The sequence below is a fragment of the Flavitalea antarctica genome (genome assembly GCF_054461535.1).
Genome location: NZ_JBTLQG010000004.1, coordinates 53518 through 66814, shown reverse-complemented (window position 1 = coordinate 66814; position 13297 = coordinate 53518). Strand labels below are relative to the sequence as shown.

The window sequence follows — 13297 nt, the reverse complement described above, 5'->3', positions numbered from 1 at the left end:
TCAGGATAACTTTAATTGGTTTTGCTTCCTCAGTGCAGAATAAAGGAAAATAAGTCCTATCACAAAAAATACGATCAGGGATAAAATCGAATTTTTCATCCCCCCATTTGCATGGGTAAGTTCTTCGATTAATCCGAAGCTGAGAATGCCGACAGCGATCGCAAGCTTTTCAGTAAAATCGTAATAACAAAAGAATGAAGCGGTGTCCTTTGTCTCAGGCATCAGTTTTGCGAAAGTTGATCTGCTGAGTGACTGAATGCCTCCCATAACCAGCCCAACACAAATAGCAAGCCCATAAAAATAATATTCAGGATCCTGGCCCTGTTCTTTGAGAGAAGCGGCATAGTAGGCAGCGAGGCAAACAAAAATCCAGAAGAATATAACCCCGATGAGCACCCGGAAATTTCCGTAAATGCCCGACAATCGCGACATGCTCCAGGCCCCGAGAATTGCAACGAGCTGAATAATCACAACCGTGACGATGAGTTTTGTATCACTAAGGCCGAGCACTTTGCTGCCGAACAGCGTGGCCGCGAGCATAACTGTTTGCACACCCATACTGTAGAAAAAAAAACCCCTGAGAAACCGCTTCAACACAGGCATTTGTTTTACCTGCAGATACACTTTCCTTATCTCTTTGAAGCCGTCCTTGAATATGTTTCCTTTGACCTTGTCGTTGTATATCTGTTGAACCGGCAGCACCCGGAAAGCAAACTGTGCAAAACCTATCCACCAGACTCCTACCAGCAGGAATGTAATCCGCGTTGCAAGTGCCGCCGAAGGCAAACTTAGTACCAGCGCAAATCCAACGATCTGCAATAAGACACTGCCCACATAGCCAAGTGAATAACCGCGGGCACTGATGCGGTCACGATCCTCTTCTGCTGCGATTTCCGGCAGGTAAGAGTTATAAAAAACCAGGCTGCCCGAATAGCCTATGGCAGCAAGTATGAAGATCAGCACCCCGAATTCTACGTTCGAGCCATCGAAAAAATATAAACAGCAACACGAGATAGCACCCAGGTAGCAGAAAAACTGCATGAATTGCTTTTTGTTCCCCCTTGTATCGCTGATGGAGGTCAGTATCGGATACAATAGTGCAATGATAAGATAGGCGCCTGCAAGCGCGTAATCATATAAAGCCGAGTTTACATACTGGCGATTCATAAAGGGAATCTTTTCAGTTCCGAAATGATCCCTGGTTGCAGCAGCAAAGTATATCGGGAAAAAGGTGGTGGTAATTACCAGGTTGTAGACTGAGTTAGCCCAATCGTACATTGCCCAGCCATTGATAACTTTCTTGGAAGCAGTTTGCATGTATGTGATTAAAGCCAAATATCGGGTATTTCCTTATTCATCGAACAGCGTTTAGCTGCAGTATTCAGCTGGATGTGCAACCGCCTTTCGCGAAGTAATGCTACAGCTACTCAACGATTATACCTCTCCAGATCAGTATAAGCAAAATGATACCGGCAACAATGCGGTACCAGCCAAACATCCGGAAGCCATATTTTTGAAGAAAGCCGATAAAAAACCGGATGGCAATGATGGCCACTATGAACGCCACCACGTTGCCAATAGCAAGAAGTTTGACATGTTCACTGGTAAACGATTCATAACCCTTCAAAAGTTTGTAACCGGTAGCCGCAGCCATCGTTGGAACAGCAACAAAAAAGGAAAACTCGGCGGCAAGCTTACGGGTCAGTCCCTGCTGCATCCCCCCGATAATGGTTGCCGCACTCCGGCTGACACCAGGCACCATCGCAATACATTGCCACATGCCGATGATGAACGATTTCCCGAAGGTGATCTCCGACTCCTCGTCAACAATGGCTTTCTGAAAAAATCTGTCAATAAACAGCAGCACTATTCCGCCAAGGATCAGCGTGATGCCAACAGTGGTCGGACTTTCGAGCAATGCATCGATCTTATCAGAAAAAAGCAGACCCAGGATGATTGCAGGGATAACAGCGACAATAAGTTTGAGATAAAATTTCCATTTTGTGAATTCAAAAAACTTACGCCAGTATAGCAGCACTACAGCCATGATCGCACCCAACTGTATGGCAACAGTAAAGAGCTTGGTAAACTCCTCTTTCTCGATTCCCATAAGACTGCTCGCGATGATCATATGACCGGTGGAAGAAACAGGTAAAAATTCTGTGAGACCTTCTACGATGGCAATGATAACAGCTTGTAAAATATCCATGTGATGAAAGTTGCTTTTGGGTAACTAAACGGGGGGTAATAAAAAACCGGTTCAAAAATCTGATATTAGTCAAATTTTGTAACCGGCAACTATCGTTCTATGTAAGCTTAATTTTTGGGTTTTCTGAAAATCGCGAAAATTTCCAGTGCAAGACCAAGTAAGATAAGTATGGGCGCAATGGTAATCCTCGTTTTACTATAAACTTCTTTAGGATCAAATACATTCGGATCCTCACTTTTTCCACCGGCCATCAGGACTAATCCCAATGCTATACTAACAATCCCGGCGATTATCCAGATGTAATTCTCCCTGCCGAACAAATTGTCATTGGTGACATTTGCGGGCTGCTTTTTTTCGATCATAATCTGAAATTGAGGCTGCAATATAGCAAAAAATTGATCCCGACCCTTCGCTATCAGTAAAGGTCATCCAGCTTCATCCTCAGGTATTTCACCACGCTTCGGTGTGTGCTGAACATCGTAATACCGATGCCAAGTATAAAAAGGAGCAAAAATACAAGCAGGAGGCTGCTGTTGTTGCGTAGATCCTTCAGATCCGGTACAAAACTCTCAAAAAGAATGATCAACCCATAAATCATGGCAATGGCTATCAGGGCAGCTATTGATCCGTTGATCACTGCCCTGGTGTTCAGCGGGCGTGAGATAAAACTGCGGGTCGCGCCCACCATCTGCATGGTCTTTATCAAAAACCGGTTACTGTACATCGCCAGCTTAATGGTATTATCTATCAGTATTATAGAGAACAGCGAGAAAATGCAGGCAAGCACCACAAGGCCAATCAGGATCCATCGCATGGACGGACCCATCTTCTCTACCAGGGCCGATGGATAATTAACGCTTTCAACGATCAGCGTTTTTTGCTCGAGGTCAGCCTTTATGTTTGCAATCGTGTCCTTATGAACGTAGTTATTGTTGAGATTGAAGTCGATAGAGGCGGGGAGCGGGTTGTCCGTTACCAGGGCATCAAAATTTTCACTTTTTTCATCGTTTGAAGCGAGCCATTTTTCCTTTGCTTTTTCTTTATCGATATATTCGACGGTTTTGGTATAAGGTTTGGCAGAGATATATGCCCTGAGCGAGTCAATATCGGGCTGGCTGGCTGTTTTGCGGAGATAAACCTGGAGAGTGACGTCTTCCTTAAGTTTCTTTACATACATCTGAGCATTCAGAAATAACCATCCAAATATGCCAACAAAAAACAAAACAATAGTAACGCCCAGGATCGCCATAAAATACGACGGCTTGGAACGCTTGGCGGATGCCTTTCCGAATTGAGCCATAGAGAAATCTTTAATAATATTGGTTAGTAATTTCGGGCTGGCGCAAAATTAACGGTTTTAACGCCACTTTGCATAAATTTGCCCCCTCCTTAACGGCAGGAAGGCTACAAAAATTTCAACAAAAAAAAGGTTTTTAACTTTTTAACAACGCATCAGCACTGATACATGGAATATAACTTCAGAAGTATAGAACAGAAATGGCAGGATAAGTGGAAGACTGATAATGCTTACAGGGTTCTCAACCCATCGCCGGGACAGCCGGCGAAACCGAAGTTTTACGTACTTGACATGTTTCCCTATCCGAGTGGGGCCGGTCTGCACGTGGGGCATCCCCTGGGTTATATCGCAAGCGACATTTTCTCCAGGTACAAAAGAACGAGGGGCTTTAATGTTTTGCACCCGATGGGTTATGATGCATTCGGGTTGCCGGCAGAGCAATATGCGATAGAGCATGGTGTGCACCCGGCAGAAAGTACTGCAAAAAATATTGAAAATTTCCGCAGGCAGCTGGATAAGATGGGGTTTTCGTTTGATTGGGAGAGACAGGTCAATACCAGTGAACCCGGCTATTATAAATGGACGCAGTGGATCTTCCTCCAACTGTTCAAGTCTTTTTATAACCGCAATACCAGGAGAGCTGAATCAATAGAATCATTGATTGAGACCTTCGCACAGGAAGGTAATGCTGCGCATCCCTGCCCGGGTGATAGCAGCATCCGGTTCGGGAAGGACGATTGGAAGCGTTTGGATGAATCAGAGCAGCAGGATATATTAATGAATTACCGCCTTGCCTATTGCGGATATGGAGAAGTAAACTGGTGTGAAGCATTGGGCACAGTGCTTGCGAATGATGAAGTTGTAAACGGAGTCAGTGAACGCGGCGGCTACCCGGTGGTCAAGAAAAAACTGAGACAATGGTATCTCCGGATCACTGAATATGCAGACCGTTTGTTGCAGGGACTTGAAACGGTCGAATTCAGCGATGCCATGAAGGAAATGCAGACCAACTGGATCGGCAAAAGTTATGGTGCTGAAATTGATTTCCAGGTGCAGGGTTTACAGGGAGCCTTTTTGAAAGTATATACGACGAGGCCAGATACCATCTTCGGGGTAGATTTTATGGTGATTGCACCTGAACACGAAATGGTGGATATGCTCACTATGCCGGAACAACTGGATGCAGTCCAGGAATATCTTGATTATGTAAAAAGCCGAAGCGAAAGGGAAAGGATGGCTGAGAAAAAGATCTCGGGTTGCTTCACTGGAGCTTATGTTCTGAATCCGTTTAATAACCAGCCGATACCTGTCTGGATCTCTGAATATGTACTTGCCGGTTATGGTACCGGTGCGATAATGGCAGTTCCCTGCGGGGATGAGCGCGATCATAAATTCGCTCATCATTACGATATACCCGTCACAAACATTATCGGTGAGGCATACAACGGGCTTGAAGCAAATCCTACCAAGGACGCGATTCTTCATAACAGTTATTTTCTGGATGGGATGGTGATGCGCGATGCCATCAACGTAGTGCTGGAAAAAATTGAAGAAAAAGGCATTGGTCAGCGAAAAGTCAATTACAGGATGCGGGACGCTGCGTTTAGCCGTCAGCGTTACTGGGGTGAGCCTTTTCCCATTAAATGGATCAATGGTATTGCATATCCGCTTGATGAATCAGAATTGCCGCTTGAGTTGCCAAAAGTTGAAAAATACTCAGCCGGCCCGGAAGGTGAGGGACCGCTGGCAAACTTACCGGAATGGACGGCTAAAAATCTCGAAACCAATACAATGCCGGGGTATGCAGGATCTTCCTGGTATTTCTTAAGGTATATGGATCCCCATAACGAATCAGCGTTTGCAAGCCGTTCGGCAACGGACTACTGGGGCCAGGTGGATATTTATATCGGAGGTACGGAACATGCTGTGGGCCACCTGCTTTATAGCCGGATGTGGACGAAGGTTCTCTATGACCTGGGTCATATCGGTCATGATGAGCCATTTAAGAAGCTGGTGAACCAGGGAATGATACAGGGCAGCAGCCGCTTCCTGTACAGACTTAACATTACCCTTCATGAAACCAACACTCCGGTCCTGGATCGCGAAGTCTATCTCAGCAAAGGCATTGCTGACCGTTTCACCGGCGAAGAGCTTTCCGTGGAAGAACTGGTGGCTGAACTTAAAAGACAGGATGTAGATATATCTGCTGTTTCGGAAACAGATGTTATTTCCATCAGCCCCATACATGTAGATGTTAATGCAGTTGACGGAGTAGAATTAAATATCAACGCCGCCAGGAAAACCCGGCACAATTATGCAGATGCTTATTTCATCCTTGAAAATGGAAAATATATCTGTGGCGTAGAAGTGGAGAAGATGTCTAAGTCGAAGTTTAACACGGTTAACCCGGACGACCTGGTAACCAGGTATGGTGCGGACACTTTCCGTATGTATGAAATGTTTCTTGGCCCGGTCGAAATGAGTAAACCGTGGGATACGAAGGGTATTGAAGGGGTACACCGCTTTCTTAAAAAATTATGGCGACTGTTTTATGATGAAACAAAAGGCCAGATCTGGAAGAATGAGGCGCCAACACCAGCGGAGTTGAAGGTCCTGCACCGTACAATTAAGAAGATCGAAGAAGATACAGAGCGATTTTCCTTCAATACTGCTGTTAGTGCATTCATGGTCTGTGTGAATGAACTACACGAACTCAAGAGTCATAAAAAAGAGATACTTGAAAAGCTCCTGATCCTGCTCACGCCCTATGCACCTCATATCAGCGAGGAGCTGTGGCAGCTGTTAGGAAACAAGAATATACTTGATGCATCATTCCCGGTATTTGATCCGAAACATGTAGTTGAGTCGGCGAAAGAGTACCCGGTGTCGATCAATGGCAAGGTCAGGACAAATATCAATATTGCTCTTGACGCCTCACAAAATGATGTTGAAGAAATTGTTCTTAAAAACGATATCGTCAATAAGTGGCTTGAAGGCAAGAGCCATAAAAAGATTATCTACGTTAAAAACAAGATGATCAACGTGGTCGTCTAAACGAGGTACCGGCTATTGTTGTTTTACAAAACGTATCAGTGCAGAGCTGTTTTCGTTTGCATACAGTCGTGCTTCGTAGCGTTTGTCACCGACAATGGCCACCATAAAGGAAGTATTCGGTGGGATCGATCCGAGGTTTTCTGCCACCATCACCAATTCGTTATCATCACCAAGCTCGCTCGCACTCAGTTTGATTGTGTAAGCCTGTTCGGTAAGCCTGATGTTTTTAAATAACATACGGCCATTTAAAAACAAAGCAATAGAATCACCGTCCACCTGTGCATTGTCGTAGAACCTTAGTTCGATTTGTTCCGCGGTTACGGGTATAACAGTTTGTAACTTGTTTGTTCTCCCGGCAAATTTTTGTTCGATAGTTTGTACCGGCTTTTTGTTTGCAGTCGCGTCCGGGGTTTTTGCCGGCCCAGTCGCAGGTTCTGCCGGAGGCTCAATAGATTTAGGCGCCTGTACGGCAGGTGCGTTTTTTTGAACAGATGATGTTTCAGGTTCCCGGGCAGCCTTAAAAGAAGGATTGGAACGGGCTACCGGTGCGGATAATGTTGCCTCGAAACCTTCAGGAACGGGTGGCTGCACAAACGCAATTCCCGCCACACTGTCCAGTACATCGGGGTGATTGGCCCCTACGAAATAATTTTCCAATACATAATCCCACTCATCCGGGAAATCGGATGTGCTTGTTTTCTGCATATTCACAGGTCCGGTGCGTTCGTCCATATCGTCTTTATCGCTCGATGTTCCTTCCAGCAACATCTTGTTTTCACCGGGGCAGTTGAAATCAGCTACGGACAAAAAAGGCTCCTTATGGCTGAATCCGGCGCCGCTGCCTTTTTCTTCGAGCAAGGCATCATCCCACCAGATCACGCTGTTGGTTTCCGGATCAAAATAACCTTTGATCGAATAACGCCTGTAATTGTTTCTGCTGGAATAATAATACGAGGTTCCCATCAGGCTGTCGCCTTTTTTGATAAGCTTGAGTTCTGTCCTCATTGAACCTATTTTCCCCTTCCAGGCACCCGTGATCGTCTGCCCCAAAGCCATGTTTACAGATAATATGCTGAAAATAATAGTTGCGAGGCAAGCGAATAATTTCAAATCAAATGTTTTAAGGTTCAACCGTTTAAAAACGGTCGCAGCAAATTAATATTACATTGTTCCCGCTTTTTAACAATATGCCTGTTTGTTTGTTAAGAAAAGCGGGTAGGTACATTCATATTTTCAGCAAATTACGAGTATGACAAATCAATTATCATCCAACAAGGAATCAAATACCGGCCTGCTCATCGCTGGCCTTAGAACTGCTGCCGACAATCTTCGGAAGGGGGCTTTTTACGCATGGGGTCACCACGGTGCATGTAATTGTGGGCACCTCTTGCAGGTGGTGACAAGGTTAACCAAGGAAGAGATCCAGACTTATGCCCATACCGGTTATGGGGAATGGACAGAGATTGTCGAAGAGTCCTGCAGCGTTACCGGTATTCCACTTGGACTGCTGATCACGGAATTACGTTCCCTGGGACTCACTAATACTGATATACATAATCTTGAATACCTGGAGGACCGTGCTGTGCTTAATAATCTTCCCGGTGGATTTCGATGGCTAAAACGAAATCAAAGGGAGGATGTGATCATTTATTTCGAAACCTATGCGAACATGCTGGAGGAAAAAATGATTGATGAGATTGAAATACCGTCTTTCGAAATGATACCATCCGCGGTGGTTTAAAAAGAAAAGCCGGCAATCAGATACCGGCTTTTCTTTTTAAGGTTCAACTTTTCAGATCAGGGTGATTGCTCTTTTACCTGTGACCATGATGTTTGTTCTTTTATGAGTGCCAATCATGATTGTACTTTTATCAGTGACCATGATGTTTGTTCTTTCATCCGTGCCAATCATGATTGTACTTTTACCAGTGACCATGATGTTTGTTCTTTCATCCGTGCCAATCATGATTGTACTTTTTTATTAGAGATCACTGTGATTTTGCGTATATCGATGCCCATAACGATTGCCCTGGCACTAGAATGCTTTCTTGACAGGTTTGTTTTTGATTTCATTCAGCATCTCCTGCACAGCTCTCTCTAATTGCTGGTCCTTGCCGGATAAGATCGCCTTATAATCATTCGGCACTCTGATATCTGGTTCCAGTTGCAGATTTTCAGTTGGCCTGTTCTCTTTACCGATTGTTGCCACCATTGGTATACCGAATACCAATGTCGGATCTATCTGGGTTTCCCACCAAACTGCGGTACCAGTGCCGGGCACCGGCATACCGATCAGTTTGCCCAGACCCAGACTTTTGTATGCATAAGGGAAAAGAAATGCATCCGAATAATTGCTTTCGCTCATTACCACGGAAGAAGGTTTGGCCCATTTATTTCTTGGTTCACCTGAAGTAGGTTTTGCACCCTGAGGTGAAAAATCAAGATAGGGTTTACCACCCAGGAAAGTAACCAGGTCATCATGCAGCCAGCCCCCACCATTAAACCTGGTGTCAACTATCAGCGCTTCCTTGTCAGCATTTTTACCAAGCACATCTTCATAAACCGTTCTGAAACTTCCATCATTCATGCCCTGTACATGCACATAACCAACTTTGCCACCACTTAACTCATCTACTTTTTTACGCATCATCTTTACCCAGCGATTGTATAGTAAGGTCTGCTCTTCAGCCGGTGTGATTGGTTTCATGCTTTCGTCGAAACGTTCTTTTGTAGCCGGATTGTAAACAGTGAGTAATACGTTTTTAGCCGCCTTGCGATTCAGCAACCTGTTCCAATCCATGTCAGCGGTAATTGTTTCGCCATCTATTTTTTCGATCACAACACCTTTGGTCAGCTTTGTTTTAGCATTCAGGAACGGGCCGCCTTCCAGTACTTCCATTACCTTAACGCCTGGCCCTTCAAATGTTTCGTCATAGATCAAACCGAGGCTGGCAGTGATGTCAGGATTTGTAACGGCAGGCGAGTAACGTCCACCAGTATGCGACGCGTTGAGTTCCCCGAGCATTTCGCTCAGCAACTCCTGGAAGTCATTGTTATTATTTATGTGAGGTAAGAATTTCGCATAGGTTTCTTTATACAGTTTCCAGTCAACCCCCTGCATTTCCGGATCATAAAACTTTTTCATAACCTGGCGCCATGCATGTTCGAAAATATAAGATCTCTCTGCAGCTGTATTCAGGTTCATCTCACCATTTACAGTTACGGGCGAAACACGACCTGCGTCTGCATCAACTTTCATGATCCTGCCATCACTTACAACAAAAATGTTCTTACCATCCTTTGAGACCTCCATACCGGCGGGACCACCGTCCAGCTTGGAAAGAATTTTTGTTTCCCTCGACCTGGTATTTGTTAACCACAGATCATAACCTTTCTCAACGCGGGCGAGGTAGTACAATTTTTCACCATCGTTACAGAGCATATAATCAGAGATATTTCCAGAATTGATCGTGAGCCTTATCTTACGGTTGTCAAGGTTCTCAAATGCTGGCTTCCAGTCTTTTTCTTTTTTTGCTATGGCAGCCTGTAACGCAGTATCCTTTTTTTCTTTCTTTTCGTTTTCTTCTTTTTCTTTCAAAAGTGAAAAATCATCTTTATTCAATTTAAATCGATCATAGAGTTCCTGGTCAAAAAACATCGCATATACATCTACTTCACGTGCGCCCTGGAAAGCAAGCGGTTTCTTGCCATCGCGGTCAGTAGCCCAGATGATTGCTTTTCCACCCATCGTCCATTTAGCCCCACCATCAAAAAAGCCACTTTGGGTCAGGTTGATCCTTTCACCTGAACCGTCAGCTTTCATTAAAGAAACTTCGGCACGGCTCCAGGCGCCTTCAGCAGAGTTAAAAGCGAGGTACTTGCTATCTGGTGACCAGGTGAAATACTGATCGCCATCGGCATAAGAAAAGTTTATTCCTTTTGGCACAATGGTCCTTGACTTTTTATCTGCGATATTATACACCTTTAAGATATTTCTTTCTTCCAGGTAGGCTATTTCCTTTCCATCAGGTGAGTACACCGGTTGAAATTCTTCGGCATCGGTGGTGAGTAACGGCTCTTCTTTCAACACTGTGGAAGTATAGAAATACGGCTCTTCTTTTCTTTCGATTGTTGAACGGTAAATGTTCCAGCTGTTATTTCTTTCAGACGCATAAACGAGTGAGCGGCCGTCCGGGCTGAATTCAACGGTTCTCTCCTGCACGGGCGTATTGGTTATGCGTTTTGTAATTCCTCCTTCAACCGAAGTAACAAATACTTCCCCGCGAACGATAAAAGCAATTTCTTTTCCATTCGGTGAAAGAGTTGTTTGCGTAACACCGGTATTTATAGGGATGATTTTTTCTGTATTTGTTCTGCCATCAGTGTTTATGTTTATGGCGACTTTTTTCGGAGACTCGCCTTCTTTCAGCGTGTAAACAGAACCATCATAAGTAAAACAAAGCAGGTTATCATTTGAACGGGTAAGATGTCTTACCGGGTGTTTCGTGAATTTGGTCATCTGGGTTTCACCGGACTTCGATCCGACCGGGGCCTTATAAATGTTCTGCGTACCGCCATTTTTTTCGCTCAGGTAATAGAATGATTTATCATCCGAGGAAAACACGGGTTCGCGGTCTTCCCCTTCGAAGCCGGACACTTGCTGGTACTCGTCTTTTTTTACATCATATAACCAGATGTCGCGTGTTACCGATGAGGTATGATGTTTGCGCCAGGGATCTTCAAAACCTTTGCGATCCTGGAAGATAAGCTGGTCGCCCTTGTTATTGAATCTGGCAAATTCGGATCCGGCAGAAAGAAACATCACTGATCTTCCTCCCTCCACAGGTGCTTTATAAAGTTTAGTAAAGATGTTCCGGATCGGGAACCGGGCACTGGTATAGATATCGTTTCTACCCGTACCAAATAGCACATGTTTGCCATCCGGAGTAAAATCATAAGGATAGTCGTGGGCAGAATGGTAAGTAATACGTTTTGCTTCACCACCGCCCGAAGGCATGATAAATACATCGAAATTTCCATAGCGATCACTTGCAAAAGCAATCGATTTTCCGTCCCGGCTCCAGACGGGCATATAATCATGTGCCTCATGAAGCGTCAGTGGTGTTGCATCGCCACCCGCACTGGCAACCTTATACAGGTCTCCTTTGTAACTGAAAACGATTGTTTTTCCATCCGGGGAGATAGCGGGGTATCGCATCCACAAGGGAGAATTTTGTGACAGGACCGCGGTGGTCGTCATCAATGTGAGCAGCAGGCTGGTCAGATGTTTCATACAGTGTATAGTTTGGCTGGTTTTATTATTGGCGATTCCTAAGTTAAATGATTATAGATTTCGAAGAAACACAAATTGATAAGCGGAAGCCATAGCTACCGGGAACGGCAATTGCAGTCGCATGTGCAGTGCATGTTGAAGCTCCACTTAAAAATCGATAACTTTAGACCCGACAGATAAACCACTGGCCGGACGAAAAGTTGTTTTGAGCTGTGCCTTTCTAAAAAAAGCAAATTAAATTTCACTAAATAAATAAGAATGAGCGTTGATAATAGAATTTTTGATGCGGCAAGAACCGGCGATACCACTTTGTTAAAGCAAATGATTGTTGATGGTGCCGAAGTTAATTGTACAGATGCCCGGGGATTTACTCCTCTTATCTTAGCAACGTATAATAATCAACCCGAGGCTGCCCGGGTATTGTTTGAGGCAGGTGCAGATCTGAACGCCGGGGATGCGGGGGGGAACACCGCGTTAATGGGAGTAAGTTTTAAAGGGTACACCGCGATCGCCAGGTGGCTACTTGAAAACGGCGCAGATATAAACCTGAAACACGGAAACGGTGGTACTGCGCTTATGTTTGCTACAATGTTTGGCAGAAACGAAGTAGTGAGGCTTCTGCTGGAGCATGGCGCGGATGTAACACTAACTGAGAATCGCGGCCTGACCGCGTATGATCTTGCCGTTCAGCAGGGGAATGTGGAAGCTATCGAAATCATGGATGAACTTGCACGCTCTTGAATAATATACTTACCAGGTACCAGTCGCAATATCATCCCGTTGTTCCTTTTGATGCAGCAACCGACAAATTATTACTGATCGATCTAACCTCTGCTAACCCGGAAATAAGTTCCGCTATTGTAGCCGATACTCTTTTGTTTTCGCGGTATATCACCGGCAAGTTGAAGTCGGCAAATGCGAAATATGGCATTGGAGGCTACAACGAACATCGTACTGTCTACAGCAGGAGCGTTGTGTTTGATGCCGGCCAAAAAGGCGAGGAGCCAAGGCGATTACATCTCGGAACCGATATCTGGGGAGAAGAGGGCACACCTGTTTTTGCCCCGATGGGAGGCATGGTTCATAGCTTCAACTACAATAACGCTTTTGGAGATTACGGGGCAACCATTATTTTGTTGCATCAGCTCGATGGTCTTCCATTTTATACTTTATACGGTCATTTGAGTCTGCGGGATATTGATCACTTGTCCGAGGGTCAGTATGTGGTCCGCGGGGAGGAGATTGGTCATTTCGGACCACCGGCTGAAAACGGCAACTGGCCTCCCCATCTACATTTCCAGGTGATCTATGATATGGGAACTTTCCGCGGCGATTATCCCGGGGTATGCCGCGTGTCAGAAAAAACAAAGTGGTTAGATAACTCACCTGATCCCGATGTGATTTTGCAGATGAACAGGTTCATTCAAAGTGATGCGTGAATCCA

General features: G+C 44.9%; 11 protein-coding genes. 4 read left to right on the top strand and 7 right to left on the bottom strand.

Features of this window, described 5'->3' with window-relative positions; all coding sequences use genetic code 11:
• The 4 genes from ACX0G7_RS06130 to ACX0G7_RS06115 form a co-directional block, all read right to left on the bottom strand.
• Complete coding sequence (locus ACX0G7_RS06130; RefSeq protein ID WP_458922551.1) at positions 1–1317, bottom strand: MFS transporter; 1317 nt, start codon at positions 1315–1317, stop codon at positions 1–3.
• Positions 1318–1423: 106 nt separating this feature from the next.
• Positions 1424–2209, bottom strand: coding sequence for an undecaprenyl-diphosphate phosphatase (locus tag ACX0G7_RS06125; protein ID WP_458922550.1), 786 nt, complete (start codon positions 2207–2209; stop codon positions 1424–1426).
• A 107-nt stretch (positions 2210–2316) separates the two neighbouring features.
• Entirely contained in the window at positions 2317–2571 is a 255-nt protein-coding gene (locus ACX0G7_RS06120; protein WP_458922549.1) for a DUF3098 domain-containing protein, read from the bottom strand.
• Positions 2572–2624: 53 nt separating this feature from the next.
• The gene (locus ACX0G7_RS06115; protein ID WP_458922548.1) at positions 2625–3509 is read right to left on the bottom strand and encodes a cell division protein FtsX; all 885 of its coding nucleotides are present in this window, start codon (positions 3507–3509) and stop codon (positions 2625–2627) included.
• A 165-nt stretch (positions 3510–3674) separates the two neighbouring features.
• Between ACX0G7_RS06115 and ACX0G7_RS06110 the strand changes: the two genes are divergently transcribed.
• Entirely contained in the window at positions 3675–6560 is a 2886-nt protein-coding gene (locus ACX0G7_RS06110; RefSeq protein ID WP_458922547.1) for a leucine--tRNA ligase, read from the top strand.
• A gap of 12 nt (positions 6561–6572) precedes the next feature.
• Here the strand turns inward: ACX0G7_RS06110 and ACX0G7_RS06105 are convergent, their stop codons facing one another.
• Complete coding sequence (locus tag ACX0G7_RS06105) at positions 6573–7670, bottom strand: hypothetical protein (RefSeq protein WP_458922546.1); 1098 nt, start codon at positions 7668–7670, stop codon at positions 6573–6575.
• 139 nt (positions 7671–7809) lie between these two features.
• On the opposite strand from ACX0G7_RS06105, the gene ACX0G7_RS06100 reads away from it, so the two are divergent.
• Positions 7810–8301 (top strand): hypothetical protein, encoded by a 492-nt coding sequence (locus ACX0G7_RS06100; protein ID WP_458922545.1) that lies wholly within the window; start codon positions 7810–7812, stop codon positions 8299–8301.
• Positions 8302–8352: 51 nt separating this feature from the next.
• Here the strand turns inward: ACX0G7_RS06100 and ACX0G7_RS06095 are convergent, their stop codons facing one another.
• Positions 8353–8526: a hypothetical protein gene (locus ACX0G7_RS06095; RefSeq protein WP_458922544.1), complete on the bottom strand. Its 174-nt coding sequence runs from the start codon at positions 8524–8526 to the stop codon at positions 8353–8355.
• Between the two features lie 69 nt (positions 8527–8595).
• Positions 8596–11853, bottom strand: coding sequence for a S41 family peptidase (locus ACX0G7_RS06090; protein ID WP_458922543.1), 3258 nt, complete (start codon positions 11851–11853; stop codon positions 8596–8598).
• 258 nt (positions 11854–12111) lie between these two features.
• Here ACX0G7_RS06090 and ACX0G7_RS06085 point away from each other — a divergent pair, with 258 nt between their 5' ends.
• Together ACX0G7_RS06085 and ACX0G7_RS06080 are read left to right on the top strand one after the other, a co-directional pair.
• Positions 12112–12594 (top strand): ankyrin repeat domain-containing protein, encoded by a 483-nt coding sequence (locus ACX0G7_RS06085; RefSeq protein ID WP_458922542.1) that lies wholly within the window; start codon positions 12112–12114, stop codon positions 12592–12594.
• Complete coding sequence (locus tag ACX0G7_RS06080; RefSeq protein ID WP_458922541.1) at positions 12591–13292, top strand: peptidoglycan DD-metalloendopeptidase family protein; 702 nt, start codon at positions 12591–12593, stop codon at positions 13290–13292. Before ACX0G7_RS06085 ends, ACX0G7_RS06080 begins: the two co-directional genes overlap by 4 nt.
• Positions 13293–13297 lie beyond the last annotated feature (5 nt).